General features: G+C 73.6%; 25 protein-coding genes. 14 read left to right on the top strand and 11 right to left on the bottom strand.

Going from position 1 to position 21562, the window contains the following annotated elements; genetic code table 11:
• Positions 1-41: 41 nt before the first annotated feature.
• From AB0P06_RS08225 to AB0P06_RS08210, 4 genes are all read left to right on the top strand, one after another.
• Positions 42-251, top strand: a complete 210-nt coding sequence (locus AB0P06_RS08225) for a helix-turn-helix domain-containing protein (protein ID WP_148644250.1) — start codon at positions 42-44, stop codon at positions 249-251.
• Positions 252-440: 189 nt separating this feature from the next.
• Positions 441-539 carry an AURKAIP1/COX24 domain-containing protein gene (locus AB0P06_RS08220; protein ID WP_003948845.1) on the top strand — a complete coding sequence of 33 codons (99 nt, stop codon included), beginning with the start codon at positions 441-443 and terminating at the stop codon, positions 537-539.
• A gap of 149 nt (positions 540-688) precedes the next feature.
• Positions 689-1777, top strand: coding sequence for an NAD-dependent epimerase/dehydratase family protein (locus AB0P06_RS08215; RefSeq protein WP_363606062.1), 1089 nt, complete (start codon positions 689-691; stop codon positions 1775-1777).
• 7 nt (positions 1778-1784) lie between these two features.
• On the top strand, positions 1785-2792 hold the full coding sequence (locus AB0P06_RS08210) for a lysophospholipid acyltransferase family protein (protein ID WP_363605995.1): 1008 nt from the start codon (positions 1785-1787) through the stop codon (positions 2790-2792).
• A 129-nt stretch (positions 2793-2921) separates the two neighbouring features.
• Here AB0P06_RS08210 and AB0P06_RS08205 read toward each other — a convergent pair whose 3' ends face one another.
• The 3 genes from AB0P06_RS08205 to AB0P06_RS08195 form a co-directional block, all read right to left on the bottom strand.
• The gene (locus AB0P06_RS08205) at positions 2922-4244 is read right to left on the bottom strand and encodes a DUF5667 domain-containing protein (protein ID WP_363605993.1); all 1323 of its coding nucleotides are present in this window, start codon (positions 4242-4244) and stop codon (positions 2922-2924) included.
• Between the two features lie 262 nt (positions 4245-4506).
• Positions 4507-5289: an ECF subfamily RNA polymerase sigma factor, BldN family gene (locus AB0P06_RS08200; RefSeq protein ID WP_363606061.1), complete on the bottom strand. Its 783-nt coding sequence runs from the start codon at positions 5287-5289 to the stop codon at positions 4507-4509.
• A gap of 625 nt (positions 5290-5914) precedes the next feature.
• The gene (locus tag AB0P06_RS08195) at positions 5915-6988 is read right to left on the bottom strand and encodes an HAD-IB family hydrolase (RefSeq protein WP_363605992.1); all 1074 of its coding nucleotides are present in this window, start codon (positions 6986-6988) and stop codon (positions 5915-5917) included.
• A 130-nt stretch (positions 6989-7118) separates the two neighbouring features.
• Between AB0P06_RS08195 and AB0P06_RS08190 the strand changes: the two genes are divergently transcribed.
• From AB0P06_RS08190 to hemB, 7 genes are all read left to right on the top strand, one after another.
• Complete coding sequence (locus AB0P06_RS08190; protein ID WP_363605990.1) at positions 7119-7403, top strand: glutaredoxin family protein; 285 nt, start codon at positions 7119-7121, stop codon at positions 7401-7403.
• Positions 7404-7565: 162 nt separating this feature from the next.
• The gene (locus AB0P06_RS08185) at positions 7566-8321 is read left to right on the top strand and encodes a 3'-5' exonuclease (RefSeq protein ID WP_363605988.1); all 756 of its coding nucleotides are present in this window, start codon (positions 7566-7568) and stop codon (positions 8319-8321) included.
• 101 nt (positions 8322-8422) lie between these two features.
• A complete protein-coding gene (locus AB0P06_RS08180) occupies positions 8423-9310 on the top strand; it encodes a redox-sensing transcriptional repressor Rex (protein WP_363605987.1) in 888 nt (295 codons plus the stop codon).
• Positions 9311-9341: 31 nt separating this feature from the next.
• Positions 9342-10682 carry a glutamyl-tRNA reductase gene (locus tag AB0P06_RS08175; RefSeq protein ID WP_363605985.1) on the top strand — a complete coding sequence of 447 codons (1341 nt, stop codon included), beginning with the start codon at positions 9342-9344 and terminating at the stop codon, positions 10680-10682.
• A gap of 41 nt (positions 10683-10723) precedes the next feature.
• Positions 10724-11734, top strand: a complete 1011-nt coding sequence (gene hemC / locus AB0P06_RS08170; RefSeq protein WP_363605983.1) for a hydroxymethylbilane synthase — start codon at positions 10724-10726, stop codon at positions 11732-11734.
• On the top strand, positions 11731-13398 hold the full coding sequence (locus AB0P06_RS08165) for a uroporphyrinogen-III synthase (RefSeq protein ID WP_363605982.1): 1668 nt from the start codon (positions 11731-11733) through the stop codon (positions 13396-13398). Before hemC ends, AB0P06_RS08165 begins: the two co-directional genes overlap by 4 nt.
• Positions 13399-13480: 82 nt before the next feature.
• Positions 13481-14461 carry a porphobilinogen synthase gene (hemB, locus tag AB0P06_RS08160; RefSeq protein WP_363605980.1) on the top strand — a complete coding sequence of 327 codons (981 nt, stop codon included), beginning with the start codon at positions 13481-13483 and terminating at the stop codon, positions 14459-14461.
• A gap of 74 nt (positions 14462-14535) precedes the next feature.
• Here the strand turns inward: hemB and AB0P06_RS08155 are convergent, their stop codons facing one another.
• The 3 genes from AB0P06_RS08155 to AB0P06_RS08145 form a co-directional block, all read right to left on the bottom strand.
• Positions 14536-14793: a hypothetical protein gene (locus AB0P06_RS08155; RefSeq protein ID WP_363605979.1), complete on the bottom strand. Its 258-nt coding sequence runs from the start codon at positions 14791-14793 to the stop codon at positions 14536-14538.
• Positions 14794-15010: 217 nt separating this feature from the next.
• A complete protein-coding gene (locus tag AB0P06_RS08150) occupies positions 15011-15355 on the bottom strand; it encodes a rodlet layer protein (protein WP_363605977.1) in 345 nt (114 codons plus the stop codon).
• 75 nt (positions 15356-15430) lie between these two features.
• A complete protein-coding gene (locus AB0P06_RS08145) occupies positions 15431-15775 on the bottom strand; it encodes a rodlet layer protein (protein ID WP_363605976.1) in 345 nt (114 codons plus the stop codon).
• Between the two features lie 301 nt (positions 15776-16076).
• Here AB0P06_RS08145 and AB0P06_RS08140 point away from each other — a divergent pair, with 301 nt between their 5' ends.
• Complete coding sequence (locus AB0P06_RS08140; RefSeq protein ID WP_363605975.1) at positions 16077-16733, top strand: hypothetical protein; 657 nt, start codon at positions 16077-16079, stop codon at positions 16731-16733.
• 105 nt (positions 16734-16838) lie between these two features.
• Here AB0P06_RS08140 and AB0P06_RS08135 read toward each other — a convergent pair whose 3' ends face one another.
• From AB0P06_RS08135 to AB0P06_RS08120, 4 genes are all read right to left on the bottom strand, one after another.
• Positions 16839-17207: a hypothetical protein gene (locus AB0P06_RS08135; RefSeq protein ID WP_363605974.1), complete on the bottom strand. Its 369-nt coding sequence runs from the start codon at positions 17205-17207 to the stop codon at positions 16839-16841.
• Between the two features lie 119 nt (positions 17208-17326).
• Positions 17327-17596 carry a chaplin gene (locus tag AB0P06_RS08130; RefSeq protein ID WP_363605972.1) on the bottom strand — a complete coding sequence of 90 codons (270 nt, stop codon included), beginning with the start codon at positions 17594-17596 and terminating at the stop codon, positions 17327-17329.
• Positions 17597-17707: 111 nt separating this feature from the next.
• On the bottom strand, positions 17708-17950 hold the full coding sequence (locus tag AB0P06_RS08125; RefSeq protein WP_363605971.1) for a chaplin: 243 nt from the start codon (positions 17948-17950) through the stop codon (positions 17708-17710).
• Between the two features lie 335 nt (positions 17951-18285).
• Complete coding sequence (locus AB0P06_RS08120) at positions 18286-18537, bottom strand: chaplin (protein ID WP_363605970.1); 252 nt, start codon at positions 18535-18537, stop codon at positions 18286-18288.
• A gap of 232 nt (positions 18538-18769) precedes the next feature.
• On the opposite strand from AB0P06_RS08120, the gene AB0P06_RS08115 reads away from it, so the two are divergent.
• Positions 18770-19009 (top strand): chaplin, encoded by a 240-nt coding sequence (locus tag AB0P06_RS08115; RefSeq protein WP_363605969.1) that lies wholly within the window; start codon positions 18770-18772, stop codon positions 19007-19009.
• Between the two features lie 260 nt (positions 19010-19269).
• Positions 19270-20955: an RICIN domain-containing protein gene (locus AB0P06_RS08110; protein WP_363605968.1), complete on the top strand. Its 1686-nt coding sequence runs from the start codon at positions 19270-19272 to the stop codon at positions 20953-20955.
• Between the two features lie 6 nt (positions 20956-20961).
• Here the strand turns inward: AB0P06_RS08110 and AB0P06_RS08105 are convergent, their stop codons facing one another.
• Positions 20962-21552 (bottom strand): DUF4291 domain-containing protein, encoded by a 591-nt coding sequence (locus AB0P06_RS08105; protein ID WP_363605967.1) that lies wholly within the window; start codon positions 21550-21552, stop codon positions 20962-20964.
• Positions 21553-21562 lie beyond the last annotated feature (10 nt).

Here is a 21562-nt window from a genome sequence, read left to right as displayed (position 1 = left end):
AAGCCGGTGCCTTGCACACGGGTAAGGGTCGGGTGATGGTCATGAGTTCCGGCGAACGCCCCCTGCAGGAAGTTGTCTTCCTGACCGTGGCGGAGGTGGCCGCGGTCATGCGGGTGTCCAAGATGACGGTGTACCGGTTGGTGCACAGCGGAGAACTGCCGGCCATCCGGGTCGGACGGTCCTTCCGGGTGCCCCAGCAGGCGGTGCACGAGTACCTCAAGGAGTCCTACGTGCGGCTCGAGAGCGCGTAGGGCCGGGCGGCGGGGCGGGGTCCGCAGCCTGCGGACCCCGGGCCCGTTCGCCGGGGATTCTCCGGGTGTTTCCCGGTTCCGGGGAGCACGATTACGACCCAGGGCGCGCGGAAGGTAGGCTAGGCCGTCCGTCAGTCGTATGGACTCCGTCTCTCACGGGCGCGAGTCTCAGTGAGCGAGGGTTGTTCCGTGGGCTCTGTCATCAAGAAGCGTCGCAAGCGTATGGCCAAGAAGAAGCACCGCAAGCTTCTGAAGCGGACCCGCGTGCAGCGTCGCAACAAGAAGTAAGCGCCCCCGGCCGCGCCCTGCGCGCCCGGCGCTTCCACCGCCCGTCCAGACCCTTGTGGCCTGGGCGGGCGGTGTCATTTCACGGCCCGACACGGCGGCGCGGTACGGTGCACGCAAGTCGCTCAGGGCGAGGAATGGGGTGCAGCACCGTGGGCATGGTCGTGCTCGTCACCGGCGTGGCACGCCATCTCGGCGCCCGCTTCGCCGCCGAGATCCGCCGCCGGCCCGGGGTGGACCTGGTGGTCGGCGTGGACGTGCAGCCGCCCCGGCACGCCGTCGCGGAACCGGACGGGCCCGCCGCCCCGTACCGCTTCCACCAGCTCGACCTGCGCCGGCCGGCGGTGGCCCGGGTGATCGCCGAGCACCGGGTCGACACCGTCGTCCACCTCAGCGTCAGCGCCACCGGTCTGGGCTCGACCAACCGCTCCTCGGTCAAGGAGTCCAACGTCATCGGCACCATGCAGCTGCTCGGTGCCTGCCAGAAGGCGTCCGGCGTGCGCCGCCTGGTGGTGAAGTCCACCACCGGCGTGTACGGCTCCACCCCGCGCGACCCGGCGGTGTTCACCGAGCGGACGCAGCCCAAGAACCTGCCCGGCGGCGGCTTCGCCAAGGACGCGGCGGAGGTCGAGGGCTACGTCCGCGGCTTCGCCCGGCGCCGCCCGGACGTCGCGGTGACCGTGCTGCGGTTCGCCAACATCGTCGGCCCCGGCGCGGACACCCCGCTCAGCGAGTACTTCGCCCTGCCGGTGCTGCCCATCGTCCTCGGCTACGACCCCCGGCTGCAGTTCGTCCACGAGGACGACGCGGTCGAGGTGCTCTGCCGGGCGGCCGTCGCCGCCGAGCCCGGCACCGTCAACACCGGGACCTTCAACGTGGCGGGGGAGGGCGTGCTGCTGCTCTCCCAGTGCGCCCGCAGGCTCGGCCGGCCGACCCTGCCGCTGCTGCTGCCCGCGATCAGCTGGGTGGCGGCGGTGGCCCGGCAGACCAGGATGGTCGACTTCTCGCCCGAGCAGCTGCGGCTGCTGACCCACGGCCGGGTGGTGGACACCACCCGGTTGCGCGAGACCTTCGGCTACCGGCCCGGCTTCACCACCCCGGAGGCCTTCGCCGACTTCGCCGCCGCGCAGTCCGCCGGCCTGCTGCCACCCGAACGGCTCACCGCCGTCACCGACCGGCTGGCCGCCCTGCTCGGGTCGGAGCGCCGCCCGGCCGTTCCTCCCCACCGACCCAGGAGCTGAACCCGCGATGAGTGCCGCAGCCGAGAACGCGAGGGACGGGGCCAAGGTCATCCCGATCGAGTCCGCGCCCAGCTGGAGCGACCCCGGCCACCCGGGCCTGGCCGACCAGCTCGCCGACGCCGTCGGCGGGGCGCTGGCCGGGCGGCTCGGCCCGGCCGCCACCCGCCTGTTCGGCAAGGGCTGGGAGGGCCGGGCCGCCGACCGCCTGGCGTTCCTGCGCCGCCGGATCACCGGCGACTACGAGGTGGACGAGTTCGGCTTCGACCGGGAGCTCACCGAGGAGGTGCTGCTCTCGCTGCTGCGCCCGCTCGCCGAGAAGTACTTCCGGGTCGAGGTGCGCGGGATCGAGAACATCCCGGCCGAGGGCGGCGCGCTGATCGTCGCCAACCACTCCGGGACGATCCCGCTGGACGCGCTGATGACCCAGGTGGCCATCCACGACCACCACCCGCACCACCGGCACCTGCGGATGCTCGCCGCCGACCTGGTCTTCGTCCTGCCCGGCGTCAACGAGCTGGCCCGCAAGGCCGGTCACACGCTGGCCTGCAACGAGGACGCCCAGGCGCTGCTGGAGCGCGGCGAGGTGGTCGGAGTCTGGCCGGAGGGCTTCAAGGGCATCGGCAAGCCGTTCTCCGAGCGGTACAAGCTGCAGCGGTTCGGGCGCGGCGGGTTCGTCGCCTCGGCGCTGCGGGCGGGGGTGCCGATCGTGCCGTGCGCGATCGTCGGGGCGGAGGAGACCTACCCGATGATCGGCAACCTCAAGACGCTGGCCCGGCTGCTGGGCCTGCCGTACGTGCCGGTCACGCCGACCTTCCCGTGGCTGGGGCCGCTCGGCGCGGTGCCGCTGCCGACCAAGTGGACGATCGAGTTCGGTGAGCCGATCGCCACCGACGGGCACCCGGCGGAGGCGGCGGACGACCCGATGCTGGTCTTCGACCTGGCCGACGAGGTACGGGAGACCATCCAGCACACGCTCTACAAGCTGCTGGTGCAGCGGCGGTCGGTCTTCTTCTGAGCCACGGCCGGCCACGGCTTCCGAACCACGGCTTCCGAACCACAGGGCGCCCCGCCGGCCTTCCGGAACGGTGCCCGGGTGAGGGCCCGGCGAACCCGCTGGGCCCTCACCCGGGTCCGTACGGCCGGGTCAGCCGCCGAGGATCCGCAGCCCGGGCAGCAGGCCGGGGACCAGCGGCGGCACCTCGACGCCCTGCGGCGTGGCACCGGCACCGGCGCTGGGCGGGCCGGACGGCCGCGGGGCCTGGTCGGGCACCGGGTCGGCGCTCGGCGAGGGCTTGACGCCGGTGAGCCCGCTGGTGAGGTTGTCGACCAGCCCGCCGACGGCGTCCGCGGCGCTGCTCGGCACGCCGCTCGGCACCGCGCCGCCGTTGCCGATGCCGGGCAGGCCCGACCCGGTGGACGGGGCCCGCTCGGTACTGCCGGGCCTGCCGCCACCGTTGGCGGCGGCCGCGCCGCCCTGGGCCGGCCCGGCACCGGGTGCGGCGTTGCCGCCGCCCGCCGGGGTGTCGGCGGAGGTGGTGCCGGAGGCCGCGCCGCTCGCGCCGCCCGCCCCGGTGCCCGCCGGGCCGCTGCCGCTCTTGGCGGGCGGCTGGGTCAGACGCAGGGGCGCGACGTCCTCGCTTATGTCGTCGAAGAGCTGGTCCACCAGGTGTGCCTGCGGGGTCAGCTGCACCGGCAGCCTGCTCTGCAGCTCCGCCCAGCGGCCGTCCTCGCCCTGGGCGAACCCGGCCAGGGCGCGCATCGGGTCCAGCGAGCCGTTGCTGCGGTAGACCGAACGCAGCAGCTCGCGGCCCTTGAGGGCGTCGGCGTGCATGTCGTCCAGCGCGCGCCGGACCTGCTCGACCGTGCCCGGGCTGAGCGCGCCCGCCGGGTCGGTGTGGCCGACCAGGCTCTTGGCCTCGCCGAGCCGGGTGGCGGCGTGGTCGAGCAGCAGCTCGCCGCGCTCGCTGTCGGAGCCCGCGAAGTTCAGCCGGAGCCCTTCGAGGCCGCGCTTCATGCCGTACAGCGTGTCGCCGGGGAGGGCGTTGGTACTGGCGGTGGCGGCGCCCGCGAGGCTGCCGACGGCGAGCCCGGCGACCAGTCCGCCGATCGCGAACCGGCGGCTCCAGCGGCCGCGCGGAGCGGTCCGGAGCGACCGGTGCCTGCGCTGCCGGGGCACGGTGGCGCCCGGGCCGCCCGCGAAGGCCTGCTCGAACGCGGCCATCAGCTGGGCGCGTTGGACCGTCCTGACCTGCCGGTCCAGCTCCGGTCCGGGTAGCGCGCCGAGTGCGTCGGTCATGCCGACCAGCTCGGCCATCGCGGCCGTCGTGGCCGTCATGGCCGAACCGGCACCGGTGGAAGCGGTGTTGGCCGATTCGGTACCGGCGGCGCCGCGTTGCTCTGCCCGGTGGGCCTCCAGCGCCTCGGCGAAGGCCTTCGCCCGCCGGTGCTCCAGCACGTTTGCCGTCACGAGCCACACCTCCCTTCGTCGTTGTCGACACTCCGGCCTGCCGGGCGGTTGTCCCGGCGGGCCAAAGCCACTCCATCGGGTGAGAGGTCGCAATTCGACTTGACCGTACGCCTGGTGGAGGCTTGCACGCTGGCCAACGAGCGGTGCGGGCGGTCGGTTACGCGCCGCCGATCACCGGCCGGGGCGTTCACCCGCACGTGTCGGAGCGGCGTCGGCGGTGACGGTGGCGGTCCGGCGGGTATCTCCCCGGTCACCGGCCCGCTCACCGCGCGTCGGGCGGCAGCAGGCGGGCGAGCGTCCGCACCGCGCGGTACTGGAGGGTCTTGATGGCGCCCTCGTTCTTGCCCATGATCCGGGCCGTCTCCGCCACCGAGAGCCCTTGCAGGAACCGGAGCGTGACGCACTCCTGCTGCTGCGGGTTGAGCCGGTGCACCGCGTCCAGCAGGGCCGCGTTGGAGAGCGACTCCAGTACCGAGTCCTCCGGGCTGCGTTCGCACTCGTTGGAGTCGAGCATCTCCCCGGTGGTGACCTCCAGCCGGAACCGGCTGGACTTGAAGTGGTCGGCCACCAGGTTGCGGGCGATGGTCACCAGCCAGGCGCCGAAGTCCCGGCCCTGCCAGGTGAAGGTGCCGATCCGGCGCAGCGCGCGCAGGAAGGTCTCGCTGGTGAGGTCCTCGGCGGTGGCCCGGCTGCCGACCCGGTAGTAGATGTAGCGGTAGACGGTGTCCGCGTAGTGGTCGTAGAGGCGGCCGAAGGCATCGCTCTCGCCGGCCTGGGCCCGTTCGACCAGCTCCATGATCGGGTTGTGCTCGGTCTCGTAGCCGGGGCTCGGGGCGGTCCTGGCCCGGCTGCGGCCGCCGGTGCCGGTGGCGCCGGTCCGTCCGCGTGAGCCGGCGCCGGCGGAACCGGCGGCGGTGGTGCGCAGCGCGAGGCCGCCGGGGTGCGGCCGGCCGGGGCCGAACGAGGCTCCGGCGGTCACGAGTTGGGCCGGGGCGGGGAGCCGGCTGCGGAGCAGGCTGCGCAGCAGCTCCAGGCCGGTGGAGATCTGCCGGGCGGAGGCCGGGCGGCCGCGGAGGCCGGTGCGGGAGCGCAGGGGCGCGGGCGACGGGCGGGAGGGTGCAGGCGCGTCGTTCCGGACGGGTGGGTACACGGGACTCCCAGAGGCAGAACTGTGGACGGATCACCTCCGCCTGCGCGGAGAGCACGCCCGCGCCGCCCGGCAAAAGGGGCGCGTGGGTGACGTGCATCCAGGAGAGAATAACGCTTTGTGCAATGACAGCTACACCGTGTGGTCGAAGTGGTCGTTTGAGATCCGCGCAGTGTGCATATCTGACTGACATCGACCGAACGTGTCATCGTTCATCCGGCTCAACGTGACCGAACGGATGCGCTGGGTGACAAGTTTGGGGGCCGGGAAGGCGGTTTCCCTGCCTCGGGCCTCGGCAACCCTCGACTTTCCCCGTCTGGTGAACGATCGAAAGTGATCGGTGGCGATCAGATGTGCGCAGGAGATCCGGGCGGAGCGGTGGCACGGGGGAGTTCGCCCGTACGAGGGGCCTGGTCAGGGGGCTGGTTGACGTCCGGTCACCCGCCCGGGGACGCCTCGTCCCGGCCGCGCTGCCGGAAGGCTCGGCAGCGGCGCCGGAAGGTCCGGCCGCGGCGCCGGCGGTTCAGACGCGGTGCCGGCGGTGCAGTGCGACCCCGGCGGCGGCCGCGCCCGCGATCACGCCGAGCGCGGCCGCCGCCGGCAGGCTGATCCGGGCGGCCTTGCGCCCGGTCCGGAAGTCCCGCACCCGCCAGCCCTGCGCCCGGGCGTGCCGGCGCAGCGCGCCGTCCGGGTTCACCACGTACGGGTGGCCGACCAGCGAGAGCATCGGGATGTCGTTGGCGGAGTCGCTGTACGCGGCGCAGCGGCCGAGGTCGAGCCGCTCCCGGCGGGCCAGCGCGCGGACGGCGGCCGCCTTGGCGGGCCCGTGCAGCAGATCCCCGACCAGACGTCCGGTGTAGAGGCCGTCCCTGGCCTCGGCGACGGTGCCGAGCGCGCCCGTCATGCCGAGCCGGCGGGCGATGACCCGGGCCACCTCCAGCGGGGCGGCGGTGACCAGCCAGACCCGCTGGCCGGCGTCCAGGTGCATCTGGACCAGGGCGCGGGTGCCCGGCCAGATCTTGTCGGCGATGACCTCCTCGAAGACCTCCTCGCAGATGGCTTCGAGGTCGGCCGTCCGCTTTCCGGCCACCAGGCCGAGTGCGGTGTGCTGGGCGTCGGCCATGTGGTCCGGGTCCTCGGTGCCGTGCAGCCGGAACCAGGCCTGCTGCCAGGCGAACCGGGCGATGTCGCGCCGGGTGAGGAAGCCGCGCCGGTAGAGGCCGACGCCGAGGTAGAAGATCGCCGCGCCGCGCAGGATGGTGTTGTCGCAGTCGAAGAAGGCGGCGGCGCGCGGGTCGTCCCGCTCGGGGGTGTGGTTCTCGGCGGGCGCCTTGGGGGCCCTGGCCGGCCTGTCGGCCGCGGGCGCGGTCCCGGCGGCCCCGGCGGACTCGGTGGTCCCGATGTCCTTGACGGCCCCGATGGGCTCGGCGGTCCCGGTGTCACCGGCGGACTCGGCGGCCGGGGCTCCGGAGGTCGGCCCCGGGCCCGGTTCGGCGCGCAGCGCGGCCTCCGCCGCCTCGGCCGCGGCCTCGCCCGCCAGGGCGGTCCGCGCGCTGGTGGGACGCCTTGTCTGGAGGAGCCTTCGGAGCACGGCCATGGCATCGAGCATAGCCAGCCGGGTCGGGAGCGGCCGTGACGGCGGCGTGCCCGCGCGGTGAACGGCGGGCGGCCCCGGCCCGGCCGGACGTCCGGCCCGGCCGGGTGTAAGGCGGGCGCACAATGGCCTGGTGAGCCCACTGCTGCGACGTGACAAGACCCCGAGCCCGAAGCCGGCCGACCGTACCGTGACCCTGGTCGGCAAGCCGGGCTGCCATCTCTGCGACGACGCCCGGGAGGTGATCGTCCGGGTGACGGGCGAGCTGGGCGCGACGTTCGAGGAGAAGGACATCACGCAGGACGAGGAGCTGTACCGCCGCTACTGGGAGCAGATCCCGGTGACCCTGATCGACGGCCGCCAGCACGACTTCTGGCGGGTCGACGAGCGCCGGCTGCGCGCCGCGCTGGGCGCCTGAGCCCCGGGGGTCCCGCCCCGCGCCGCCCCCGCCGACCGGCGGGGGCGGTTCGCCGAATCGTTGTGAAGAAACCCGCGACCGGCCGGGGAACGGCCCCGTTCGTCGGCTTACGATCGAACGCGTCCGCGGCCATGGGGGGCTGAGCACACCAGGAGTGCCGTCATGCTTCCCGGCCCGACCCCAGGGATGCCCGTCCGCCCGGAGGCGGCCGGGGCGGCCGGCGGGTTCGCGGTGGTGGACGTGGAGGCGACCGGCCGCAGCCCGTGGCGGCACCGGGTGGTCGAGGTCGCGGTGGTGCTGCTGGACGCGGCGCTGCGCCCGGAGACCGAGTTCTGCACCCTGCTCGATCCGCTCGGCCCGGTCGGCCCGACCCATGTGCACCGGATAGCCCAGGCCGACGTCGAGGGCGCCCCCCGGTTCCGGGAGATCGCGCCGAGGCTGCTGGAGCTGCTGGCCGGCCGGGTGCTGGTCGGCCATCACGTCACCTGCGACCACGCCTTCCTGGGTCGCGAGTTCGCCCGGATCGGGGTGCCGCTGCCGCCCGTCCCGCTGCTCTGCACCATGCGGCTGGCCCGCGCCCACCTGCCCCAGGCCCGCGGTTTCGGCCTGGCCGCCTGCGCCGAGGCGGCGGGCCTCGGCGGGTTCGCGGCGCACACCGCGCTGGGCGACGCCCGGGCCACCGCCGAACTGCTGCGGCACTGCGCGGGCGTTCCGTCCTGCCCGCCCGAGGAGTGGGCCGCGCCGCTGGGCGAGGCGGCCCGGGTGCCGTGGCCGAGGCTGGGCCGGGCGCGTTCGCGGCAGTCCGGGGCCCCCGTCCCGCTGGTCCGCAGGGAGGCTCCGTACGGCCTGCGGACACCGGGCGCACGGCCCCCGGCGGTGGTGCCGACAGAGAGCGGTGCTATGGGGTCGACGGCGTGATGCGCATCACTGTGCGGGGACAAAACGGACACCATCTTTGTGCACACGTTCACAAACGCATAGCCTGGCTGCCAAAGCCCAGCTTCACCCACAGGAGCACCGTGGCAATCGGCCGATCACCACAGAGCAGTTCGCAGACGCCCGACCAGGGCGCCGCGCGCCGACCCTCGCGTGCCCGGGGCATCCCGGAGGCGACCGTCGCGCGCCTGCCCCTCTATCTGCGGGCGCTCACCGCGCTCTCCGAGCGCTCCGTGCCGACCGTCTCCTCCGAGGAGCTGGCGGCCGCCGCGGGCGTCAACTCCGCGAAGCTGCGCAAGGACTTCTCCTACCTCGGCTCGTACGGGACCCGTGGGGTCGGCTACGACGTCGAGTACCTCGTCTACCAGATCTCCCGCGAGCTGGGCCTGACGCAGGACTGGCCGGTCGTCATCGTCGGCATCGGGAACCTCGGCCACGCGCTCGCCAACTACGGCGGCTTCGCCTCCCGCGGCTTCCGGGTGGCGGCCCTGCTGGACGCCGACCCGGCCGTGGTCGGCAGCAGCGCGGCCGGTCTGCCGGTGCGCCACATGGACGAGCTGGAGGAGATCGTGGAGAGCCAGCACGTCTCCATCGGTGTCATCACCACCCCGCCCGGCGCCGCCCAGCAGGTCTGCGACCGCCTGGTCGAGGCCGGCGTCACCAGCATCCTGAACTTCGCCCCGACCGTGCTGACCGTGCCGGACGGCGTGGACGTGCGCAAGGTGGACCTCTCCATCGAGCTGCAGATCCTGGCCTTCCACGAGCAGCGCAAGGCCGGCGAGGAGCCGGACCGCGCCGAGTCCGTGCTCGACCGCGCCCCCGGACCGGTCCGGGCGGCCGCCGCCAAGCTGCGCCGCGCCGCGGGCGGCAGCGGCAAGGGCCGGGTGGCCGTCGAGCCGGCCAAGGACGGGACCGAGCCGGCCAAGGGCAAGCCCGGCGAGGGCGATCTCTCCGCGGTGATGCCGGCGTGAGCACCGAGAACCATGGCACCAGGGGGCGGGCATGAGTCTTCTTGTCGTAGGACTGAGCCATCGCACCGCCCCGGTCGGCGTGCTGGAGCGCGCCGCCCTGACCGGTGACGTCCCGACCCGGCTGCTGCACGACGCGGCGGCCACCGCGACCGTCGCCGAGGCCGCGCTGCTGAACACCTGCAACCGGATCGAGCTCTACGCCGACGTGGACAAGTTCCACGCCGGTGTCGCCGAGCTGTCGCTGCTGCTCGCCCACCACAGCGGGGTGGACCTGGAGGAGCTGACCTCCCACCTCTACGTCCACTACGAGGACCGCGCCGTCCACCACCTCTTCGCGGTGGCCTGCGGCCTGGACTCGATGGTGGTCGGCGAGGGCCAGATCCTCGGCCAGCTGCGCGACGCCCTGGCCAAGGCCCAGGACGAGCACACCGCCGGGCGCGGCCTGAACGAGCTGTTCCAGCAGGCCCTGCGGGTCGGCAAGCGGGCGCACAGCGAGACCGGCATCGACAAGGCCGGCCAGTCGCTGGTGACCTTCGGCCTGGAGCAGGTCGCGGCCGGCGCGGGCGAGATCGCGGGCAAGCGGGCCCTGGTGGTCGGCGCCGGCTCGATGAGCTCGCTGGCCGCCGCCACCCTGGTCCGCTCCGGCGTCACCGATCTGCTGATCGCCAACCGGACGCCCGAGCGCGCCGAGCGGCTGGTCGAGATCCTCGGCGCCGACGTGGCCCGCACCATCGAGCTGGCCAAGGTGCCCGAGGCGCTGGCCGACGTCGACCTGGTGATCTCCTGCACCGGCGCGGCCGGCGTGGTGATCAGTGCCGAGGACGTCGCCACCGCCGTCGCCGCCCGGGGCGGCGACGCCCCGCTGGCCTTCCTCGACCTCGCCATGCCCCGCGACGTCCACCACGGCGTGCACGAGCTGCCCGGCGCCCTGCTGGTCGACCTGGAGAGCCTCTCGCACGCCCACGCCGCCACCCCCGGCGCCGGGGACGTGGACGCCGTCTCCGGCATCGTGGCCGACGAGGTCACCGCCTTCGGCGCGGCTCAGCGGGCCGCCCGGATCGCGCCGACCGTGGTCGCGCTGCGGGCGATGGCCTCCGAGGTGGTCGCCGCCGAGCTGGGCCGCCTGGACTCCCGGCTGCCCGGTCTCGACGAGCGCTCCCGCGCCGAGATCACCCAGACCGTTCGCCGCGTCGTCGACAAGCTGCTGCACGCCCCGACCGTTCGGGTGAAGCAGCTTGCCGCCGAGCCCGGCGGCGCCTCCTACGCGGACGCGCTGCGCGAGCTGTTCGACCTCGACCCGGCGGCCGTGCACGCCGTGTCGGGCACGCCCGTCGGCGGTCTGCCCCAGCCTTCCGGCGGGGGCACCAGATGAACCGTCAGCCATCCCACGAGTACCACCGGGACGATCACCTCATGAATGGTCAACCGCTCACCGACCAGGCCCGGCCCGCGACCGCAGCGCTGCGGCTCGGCACCCGGCGCAGCGCGCTCGCCATGGCCCAGTCGGGCATGGTCGCCCGCGAGGTGACCCGGGTCACCGGGCGCCCCGTCGAGCTGGTGGAGATCACCACCTACGGCGACACCTCCCGGGAGGCGCTGGCGCAGATCGGCGGCACCGGCGTGTTCGTCTCCGCGCTGCGCGACGCGCTGCTGGAGGGCCGGATCGACTTCGCCGTGCACTCGCTGAAGGACCTGCCCACCGCCGAGCCCACGGGCCTGGTGCTGGCCGCCGTCCCCGAGCGCGAGGACGTCCGTGACGCCCTGGTGTCGCACGAGGGCCTGGCCCTGGACGAACTGGTGGAGAAGCTGGCCGGCGCCGGGCGCACCGCCCGGATCGGCACCGGCTCGCCGCGCCGGATGGCGCAGCTGAACGCCTGGGCGCGAGCCCGTGGCGCCGCGCTGGAGACGGTCGCGATCCGCGGCAACGTCGACACCCGGATCGGCTTCGTCACCTCCGGCGAGCTGGACGCCGTGGTGCTGGCCACGGCCGGCCTCAACCGGCTCGGCCGCAGCGCCGAGATCAGCGGTCACCTCGACCCCGAACTGATGATCCCGGCCCCCGGCCAGGGCGCGCTCGCCGTCGAGTGCACCACCGCCAACACCGGGCTGACCGCCGCGCTGGCCGCCCTCGACCACACCCCCACCCGGGTCGCGGTGGCCGCCGAGCGCGCCCTGCTGGCCACCCTGGAGGCCGGCTGCTCCGCGCCGGTCGCCGCGCTGGCCACCTGGGGTCACCGATCCGAACTGCGGCTGGAGGGCGTGGTCGGCACCGTCGACGGCACCTCCCTGCTGAAGATGTCCGCCCACGGTCCGATCGTCCTCGACGAGACCGCCGAGCAGCAGGCGGCGGCCCTCGGCCGCGCCCTCGCCGCCCGGCTGCTCGACGCGGGCGCGGCCGCCCTGATGGGGGAGCGAGCCCGATGAGCCCCACCACCGCCACCGACACCCCGTTCCCGGCCGACAGCCCCTTCGCGGGCGGGTCGTCCGCCGCCGGCCGGTGCACCTTCCTGGGCGCGGGCCCCGGGGACCCGGGCCTGCTGACGCTGCGCGCGGTCGAGGTGCTCGCCTCGGCCGACGTCCTGGTCGCCGATCCGCTGACCGCCGCCGCCGTGCGCAGTCACTGTCCGGCCGGTGTGCAGGTGCACACCCCGGGCGCGGAGGGGGCCGGGTTCGACCTGGCCAAGCTGGTCGCCGAGGCCGTCCGCTCCGGCCGGCACGTGGTCCGCACCGTGGACGGCGACCCCGGCCTGGACGGCTGCGCGGCCGAGGAGATGCTCAGCTGCGCGGGCGACGGGATCCCGTTCGAGGTGATCCCGGGCGTCGCCCAGTCGGTCGGCGTGCCGGCCTACGCCGGCGTCCCGCTGCGCGGCGGCAGCGGCACCGACGTCCGGTTCGTGGACGGTCCCGCGCTGCTCGCCGGCAGCCCGGTGGACCTGGGCGCGCCGGAGACCACCCTGGTGGTGCGCACCACCCTGGGGCAGCTGCCGGCCACCGCCAACGCGCTGGTCTCCAACGGCCGCAAGCCGGAGTCCGCGCTCAGCGCGACGCTCTCCGGCACCACCACCCGCCAGCGCACCTTCACCGCGACCCTGGCCACCATCGCGGCCGACCTGAAGGCGGCCCGGGTGCTGCCCTCGCCGGTCTCCGCCCCGGTGGACCCGGCGACCTCGGTGATAGCCGTGGTGGGCGAGCAGGTCGCGCACCGCTCCTCGCACTCCTGGTTCGAGACCAAGCCGCTGTTCGGCTGGAACGTGCTGGTGCCGCGCACCAAGGAGCAGGCCACCGGCCTCTCCGAGCAGCTGCGCTCGTACGGTGCGGTACCGCAGGAGGTGCCGACCATCGCGGTCGAGCCGCCGCGTACCCCGCAGCAGATGGAGCGGGCGATCAAGGGCCTGGTCACCGGCCGCTACGAGTGGATCGCCTTCACCTCGGTGAACGCGGTCCGGGCCGTCCGGGAGAAGTTCGAGGAGTACGGCCTGGACGCCCGGGCGTTCGCCGGGATCAAGGTCGCGGCGGTCGGCGAGACCACCGCGCAGGCCCTGGTGGACTTCGGTGTGAAGCCGGACCTGGTGCCGAGCGGTGAGCAGTCCGCGGCCGGGCTGCTGGAGGACTGGCCGCCGTACGACCCGGTGTTCGACCCGATCGACCGGGTGCTGCTGCCGCGCGCCGACATCGCCACCGAGACCCTGGTGGCCGGCCTGGTCGAGCTGGGCTGGGAGGTCGACGACGTGACGGCGTACCGGACGGTCCGCGCCTCGCCGCCGCCGGCCGAGACCCGTGAGGCGATCAAGGGCGGCGGCTTCGACGCGGTGCTCTTCACCTCGTCCTCGACCGTGCGCAACCTGGTCGGCATCGCCGGCAAGCCGCACAACGTGACGGTCATCGCCTGTATCGGCCCGGCCACCGCCAAGACCGCCGAGGAACACGGCCTGCGGGTCGACGTGATGGCCCCGGCGCCGTCGGCGGCCGCCCTGGCCCAGGCGCTGGCGGACTTCGGGGCCAGGCGCCGCGACACCGCGACCGCCGCCGGTGAGCCGGTCTACCGGCCCAGCGAGCGCCGCCCCGGTTCGCGCCGCAAGGCCCGCTGAGGCCCTGCTGTTCGACATGCTCGTCCCGGGGGCGGCCGACCCGCCGCCCCCGGCGCTGCACAACCGTTCGGAGAGAGAAGCCGTGTCCGCTGAATTCCCGTACGTCCGCCCCCGCCGGCTGCGTTCGACCCCGGCGATGCGCCGGCTGGTCGCCGAGACCCGGCTGCACCCGGCGGAGCTGATCCTGCCGCTGTTCGTCCGTGAGGGCGTCAGCGAGCCGGTCCCGGTGTCGTCGATGCCGGGCGTGGTCCAGCACACCCGCGACACCCTGCGCAAGGCCGCCGTCGAAGCGGCCGAGGCGGGCCTGGGCGGCCTCATGCTGTTCGGCGTGCCCGAGGTGCAGGACGCGGTCGGCAGCGAGGGCACCAACCCGGACGGCATCCTGCAGCAGGCGATCCGGGACGTGGTCGCCGAGGTCGGCGACGCCCTCGTGGTCATGTCCGACCTCTGCCTGGACGAGTACACCGACCACGGCCACTGCGGGGTGCTGGCCGCCGACGGCAGCGTGGACAACGACGCGACGCTGGAGCGCTACGCCGAGATGGCCCGGGTGCAGGCGGACGCGGGCGTCCACCTGGTCGGTCCGTCCGGGATGATGGACGGTCAGATCGCGGTGGTCCGCGAGGCGCTGGACGGCGCGGGGCACCAGGACGTGGGCATCCTCGCCTACACCGCCAAGTACGCCTCGGCGTTCTACGGCCCGTTCCGGGAGGCGGTCGGTTCCTCGCTGAAGGGCGACCGCAAGACCTACCAGCAGGACCCGGCGAACGCCCGGGAGTCGCTGCGGGAGCTGGCGCAGGACGTCGCGGAGGGCGCCGACCTGGTGATGGTCAAGCCCGCGATGGCCTACCTGGACGTCCTGCGGCAGGTCGCCGACGCCTCGCCGGTGCCGGTGGCGGCGTACCAGGTCTCCGGCGAGTACGCGATGGTCGAGGCCGCCGCGGCGAACGGCTGGATCGACCGGGAGCGGATGATCATGGAGACGCTGACCTCGATCCGCCGCGCCGGGGCCGAGCAGATCCTCACCTACTGGGCGGTCGAGGCCGCCGCGCTGCTCAAGTAGCCCACCACCGTACGAGCCAGTACGACGAAGGCCGGGCCCCTCACCGGGCCCGGCCTTCGTCGTACACCCGTACGTCAGCCGACGTGGGCGAAGCCCTCCACGCCGCCGAGCGCGTCGGTGGAGGTGGCGGCGCCCCAGCCCTGGGCGCCGGTGTGGATGTGGGTGGTGTGCGCGAGGCCCCACCACTCACCGGCGGCGAACACGGGGTGCGCCGAGGCGACGAACTCGCCGCCGCCCGCGAGGCCGACGTGCGCGAACGCCGGGGTGGCGACACCCGCGAGCGCCAGCGCGCCGAAGGCGGTCAGCGCGGCCTTGCCCAGCTTGCTCTTCATGGATCTGCCCTCTCTGTCGGAACGCTCTCCCGGAGCGCCCTGTCACTGACACGTGATCACCCGCTCCCGTCGGCCCGGCGCCCCACGCGCCGGGCCGACGGCCTGTCACCCGCCCGGCCCGCACGCGGGAGCGGCGGCCCGTCCGGGTGACCGGTCCGTACAGCCCGGAGGGCCCGGGGAGACCTCCCCGGGCCCTCCGGCCGCGCCATGCCCCGAATCAGCCGATCAGGTGCGAGACACCAGAGTCGCCCGAGGACTGGGTGTTCTGGCCGACGTTGCAGATCTGCTTCGGGGTGCTGTTCAGGATCGGCACCTCGACCGGCACCGCGACGCCGATGACGGCGACCGCGATGTTGTGGACCTCCGGCAGGCAGACGTTCGGGTTGTCCAGGGTGTGGAAGTTCGGGCTGTTGTTGCCGGCGGTGCCGGTGTGGTTGGTGCCGCCGTTGCCCTGGACCGAGACGGCCGAGCCGTCCGCGTCCGCGATGGCGGAAGCCGAGCCGGCGGACATCGCGATGGCGGCGGCGGCCAGGCCGGCGGCGGCGAGGGACTTCTTGATCATTTCCGGTTTCCTCTCGAGGGTGAATCGGGGAGCGATTCGAAGGGTGGTTCAGGGGTGGTGCGGGTGGGCGGCAGGTCAGCCGATCAGGTGGGAGATGCCACCGTCACCCTTGCTCTGGGTGCCCTGACCCTGGGTGCAGTACTGCTTGCCGCCGCTGTTGGCGATCGGGACCTCGACCGGGACGGCCACCCCGAGAACGCCGACCGCGATGTTGTGGATCTCGGGGAGGCAGACGTTCGCGTTGTCCAGGAAGTGGAAGTTCGGGCTGTTGTCGCCGACGGTGCCGGTGAAGTTGGTACCACCGTTGCCCTGGAAGGACCCGGCGGCGCCGTCCGCGTCGCCGATGGCCGAGGCCGGCGCCGCGGTCACGGCCAGCGCGGCCGCGGCGAGCCCGGCGGCGGCGAAGGACTTCTGGATCATGGGGAGATCCCTCTCTGAAATGCTTTTTGGATTCCGTGCGTACAACGCGTACAACGCTCAGGCCCGGTCTGCGGTCACTGACATTCAGATCAAAGAACGACGGCACGGAAGGTTACGGGGATTTTGGAAAAGAGTCCGGGAGGCGCGACGGGCGAGGGTTTCCGGTCTGATTATTAAGCCGAACAGGCTAATCGCCGCAATCCGTACTCCGGTTGTCTCGTTGAGACAGATTGCTTTCGGCTGCGCCCGCGCAGCCGTGCCACAGAGATCTCCAGTACGGACAGGCAGAACGGTGAAAAGCATGAAGTTCTCCAAGCGGGCCGGCGCGATGCTGCTGGCGGTCGGTGCGGGCGTGCTCGCCTCGCAGGGGGCGGCGTCCGCCGCTGCGGTCAACCCCGACCAGGTCGGAGCCCTGGAGGACCAGCTGGCCACCCAGCAGGTCCCGCTCGACCTGCCGCTCACCCCGCTGGGCAGCCGGATCTCCGGCGGTATCCCGGCCTCCCTGGTGATGCCGCCGGTGCCCGGGCACACCACCGGCGACGCGCTGGTCCCGGAGCGGATCCTGCCCGCGCTCGGCACCGGCAAGGTCGGCCCCACCGCCAAGGCCGATCTGCCGCTGCCGCTGGTCGACCGGGGCGCCGCGCTCGGCGAGCTGCTGCTGGAGGCCCCGGCCGCGCCGCTGCACGCCGACACCCCCGGCGTCGGGCTGGGCCGGCCGCTCGCCCTCGTCCAGGACGGCACCGGCCAGCTCGCCGACGGCCGGCTCAAGGTGGGCGAGATCGACCCGCGGCTGATCACCGGCACGGTGCAGGCCGTCCCCGGCGCCAAGGCCAGCCTCGGCAACGAGGACGAGCGGATCTCGGTCACCGACTCGGTGGGGAACCTGGCCGAGACCACGACCGCCACCACCACCGGCGTCGTGCAGCAGTCCGGCGTCACCGGCCTCACCCAGCTCTGAGGCCTCACCCGGCCCCGGGCCGACGAGAGCCCGGTGCCCCCTCCGGACGGACGGGGCACCGGGCTCTCGGCTGTGTGCGGGCGGCCGGGAGCCCGGGGCGCGGGATCAGCCCGGCAGCAGCCCGAGCAGCGCGCCGACGGCCGGCAGGTCCCGCGGTCCGCCGCCGGCGCTCAGCGGGCCGGTCAGCGTGGTGGTGCTGACCGGCGCCAGGCCGGAGTTCTCCGGCTGGACGGTCGCGCCGTTGTTCAGCACGTCGGCCGAGGACTGCGCCCACGGGTCCACCCGCAGGTCCTTGAGCGGTGCGACGCCGTAGCCGAGGCCGGTGGTCGCACCGCCGAGCGCCTGGCCGATGTCGGTGCGCTGGAGGTTGGCACCGCCTTCGGGCGCCGCGTGCGCGGTGCCCGCGCCGAGCAGCATGGCGGCGCCCAGGGCGGCGGCGAGGCCGGCCCCGCTCTTCTTCGAGATCGAGATCATGCGGAATCACCCTTCGGGGGATCGGGTTCCCGGGCAGCCGGGGTGCGCCCGGGGATGCCGAACTGCCCCCCGGCCGGCTGGTCGGGGGGCAGGACGGCGGAACGCGTGCCGATCGGAGATCAGCAGTCGTCCTCGTGCACCGGGGGCGCCTCGACGTTGGCGCAGTGGTTGCCGAACGCCGGGTTCAGCAGGCCGATGATGTTGATGGAGTTGCCGCACAGGTTGACCGGCACGTGCACCGGCACCTGGATCTGGTTGCCGGAGACGACGCCGGGGGAGCCGGCGGCGACGCCCTCGGCACCGGAGCTGGCGACGGCGGAGCCCGCCGCGCCCAGCGCCAGGCCGGCAGCGGCGGCGGTCAGGACGGCGGCCTTCTTCACGTTCTGCATGGGGGTAGATCTCCTCGATCACACACGGGTGGAGCGGGCCGCACCCCGCAGGTCGCGGGGTGCGGCCCGGGCTCGGTGAACCGGCGGTCGCCGCTACGGCGACCGCGGGGTTCAGCCGACGTTGGCGCAGTGGTTGCCGAACGCCGGGTTCAGCAGGCCGATGATGTCGATGCTGTTGCCGCACAGGTTGATCGGGACGTGCACCGGGATCTGGATCTGGTTGCCGGAGAGCACACCGGGGGAGCCGGCGGCGACGCCCTCGGCACCGGAGCTGGCGAACGCGCCGCCGGCCGCGCCGACGACCAGGCCGGCGGTGGCGAGGGACAGGACGGCGGCCTTCTTGATGTTGCGCATGTCTTTCCTCCGTTTTCTGCCCGACGGGTTGGGAATGTCGGGATCCGGGCGAAAGTGAAATCATCGCCCGATGGCTTCTGGATTTTCCGTGATTGTCACTCCGGCGGCGCAGAGCGGCGTGTTCCGTCCGTGGCTCGGACGTTCCGCGGCCGCCTCGTTTCCGTGTCTCGCGAACAATTCCCGCACGGCCGGGATTGTTTCGCGCGAAGGCGCGACCAGGAGGAATTCCGGAGCGTCCGCCGCCCCGCGCGGAACGCGGGCGGCGGACGGCCGCGGATCTCCCGGGAGTCGTCGGGCCTCGCGACGGTGGAGCCGGGCGGCGTCCCCCGGACGGGTCAGGCGTTGGCGCAGTGGTTGCCGAACGCCGGGTTGAGCAGGCCGATGATGTCGATGCTGTTGCCGCACAGGTTGATCGGGACGTGTACCGGCACCTGGATCTGGTTGCCCGAGATCACCCCGGGCGAGCCGGCCGCGACACCCTCGGCGGAGGCGCCGTGGAGGTGGTGGGCCGAGGCGGCGCCGGCGCCGGCGGCCAGCAGGGCGGCGGTGGCCGCGGTGCCGAGGACGCCGTGGGCGAGCTTGCGCATGTGCGGTATCTCGATTCGTGAGAGGGGCCTGGGTGGAGTGTGTTCCGCCAGGGAGAACGAGGCAGCGCCCGGCGGGAAACGGTCGGCTCCGGTGATCACCCAAATGCCTGGCCGCCCCGGCCCGTTGAGCCGGTCGGGTGACAGTGGGCGCGTCGTAGCAACCGGGCCGGGCGGGTGTCGTTGGAGATGTCGCACTCCCCGTGCATATCTGTCGAATAGTCAGGAGGCTCCTATGAGCATCAAGAAGACGGCCGCCGTCGGTGCCGCCGTGGTAGGCATCGTGGCGGCCGGTGCCGGCTCCGCGGTGGCCAGCTCCGGCGCCGAGGGTGTCGCCGCCGGCTCCCCCGGCGTCATCTCCGGCAACCAGATCCAGGTCCCGGTGCACATCCCGATCAACGCGTGCGGCAACACCATCGACATCGTCGGTCTGCTGAACCCCGCGTTCGGCAACCACTGCGTCAACGCTGGCTGATCCACGCCCGGTTCGGCCGGCGTGAGCCGTCGCCGCGCGCTTCCCTCCTGGGGCGCGGGGCGGCGGCTCTCCGCTTTTCCGGGCCCCGGATGTCGGTCCTCCTGGTCCGCCCGGGCCCGCGGTGGCGTCAACTCCCGGCGCTGTCCGAAGCCTTGTTGCGTTACTTGCCAGTACCTAGAATGTGAGACCTGCTCACCTTCCTTTGCTCCGAACCGTCCGGCGCCCCCGGCCGGGCGGCCCCACCCCGCAAGGAGTCGCGTGTGATCAGGTCACGATCGGCAGGTGCGCGGCGAGGTCGGACGGCCGCGCGCCGCTCCCCGTACGGCGCGCTGCTCGCGGCGGGCGCCCTCATCGCCACCCTCGGCCTGGCCGGAGCCCCCGCCGCCCTCGCCGACCCCGGCCCGGCCGCCCCGGCGGCCGGCCCCGCCCGCCCGGCCGCGATCGTCGCCCTCGGCGACAGCGCCATCTCCGGGGAGGGCGCCGGTACCGACACCGGCGACGGCTACTTCCCGGAGACCGACACCCCCACCAACTACTGCCACCGGCACCCCAGGTCGGAGATCTTCGTCACCGGCATCCCCGGCGTCACCCCCGTCGACCTCGCCTGTTCCGGCGCCCAGACCGGCGACCTGGTCAGCGACCCCGAGCTGGCGAAGATCACCGGGCCGGGCAGCGGCGACTTCGGCGAGCGCAAGCAGGACGTCCAACTCGCCGAGGTGGCGGGCCGGTACGACGTCAAAATGGTCGTCGTCACGATCGGCGCCAACGACGACTTCGACTTCAGCGGGATCATGATGCACTGCCTCGCGCAGTACTTCCCGATCCCCAAGGACCAGGGCTGCCGCGACACCATCGGCAGCGACGAGATCGCCCAGCGGGCCGGGAAGGTCCAGCCCAAGGTGGTCGCCGCGCTGCGGAACATCCGGCAGACCATGCGGACGGCCGGCTACGCCGACTCCTCCTACCAGCTGGTCTACCAGTCGTACTTCAACCCGATCACCCCCGACATCCGCCGCAACGACTACCTCGGCAAGGTCGCCGACGGCTGCCCGGCCTTCCCCGAGGACCTCGCCTGGGGGCACAACTGGGTGGTCCCGGTCTTCAGTGACACCCTGCGCGGCGCGGCCGAACAGGTGCCCGGCGTCCGGTACCTGGACCAGCGGCGGGTCGCCTTCGGCCACGAGGTCTGCGCGGAGTGGACCAGTTCCCCGTACGAGTACACCAACGGGGACGTCATCAACCTGTCCGAGTGGGTCCGCAACGGCTGCGACCAGCAGATCGGCATCCCCGGTCTCTGCATGAACATGGTTCGCCAGTCGTACCACCTGAGGGTGGCCGGTTACCGCGGCGAGGGCGGCTGCCTCGGCCAGTTCTACGCCCGGCCGGGCCAGCAGCAGGCCTACTGCACCCTCAACCAGCAGAACACCACGTCGATCGAACCGCTCACCCCCGGCAGGCCGTTCGGCGACGGGCCCGAGGACGGCGCCTGGTACCAGCTGACCAGCCCCGCCACGGGCCGGGTGCTCGACCTCTCCGGTGGCGGCACCTACGGCGACGCCACCAACGGCCGGAACGCGATCACCTATCCGGCCACCGGCGGCCTCAACCAGTCCTTCGTCCTGGAGGCCGAGCAGGGCGGCGGCTACGAACTCGACTTCAGCGGCAACCGGGACATGTGCCTGGACGCCACCGGTGGTTCCACCGCCCCCGGCACCCGGCTGGAACAGTGGCGCTGCAACGGCGGCGGCAACCAGCACTGGATCTTCGAGCCGGCCGGCGACGGCCTCTACAAGCTGGCCGACTCGCAGGACCGGAGCAAGGTCGTCACCGCGAGCGGCGACCTCGACGCCAAGGGCAACCCGCTGGTCGAGCTCGCCGCCGACACCGGTGCGGCCGGCCAGCTCTGGCAGCTCACCAAGCTCGGCATCGTCTACCTGCACGGCTGACCGGCGCTACCCCGCCGCCGCCCCCAACCGGGCGGCGGCGGAGGCGTCCAGCGGGTACGGAAGCTCCACCGGCAGCAACCCGCTGTCCCCGGTTCGCCGTACCTCTTCGGCCAGCGCCGTGACATCCGTGATCCGGCTGATCCACTCGTCCGCGTACCGCCGCACCGCCTCACCGCGCAGCCCGATCTGGACCGCCCGCCAGGCCAGCGGCCGCAGTCGCACGTCCCGCTCCGGATCCCACTGCACCCGGACCGGACTGCGTCGCAGCTCCCGCTTCCAGTCGTCCTTCGACGCGTGCACCCGGCCGGTGTACGCGCTCAACACCCCCTGTTCGAGCGCCCAGTCGAAGCCGGCCCGGCTGATCTCCAGTGCCAGCACCCGTTCCTGGCCGGCACCGCGGGCCCAGTCGCTGCGGTGCATCAGCCAGAGGAACGACGGCTTGACCCAGGTCATCCGGTCCCGCTTGAACGCGGCCGGGAAGCGCCCGTCCGCGGCGGCCGGGACGGCGATCTCCGGGCCGAAGGCCTGGTACACGGTGACGGTTTCGGCGGTGTGGGCCGCGCGGATCTGACGGACGGGAGGGATTTCGTCGGGCATACCCTGGATC

Origin of the sequence: Kitasatospora sp. NPDC088351 (assembly GCF_040685575.1) — a bacterium.
Classification (GTDB): domain Bacteria; phylum Actinomycetota; class Actinomycetes; order Streptomycetales; family Streptomycetaceae; genus Kitasatospora.
Note: the sequence above shows the minus strand (reverse complement) of the source record. Positions and strands in the feature narration are given on the sequence as shown.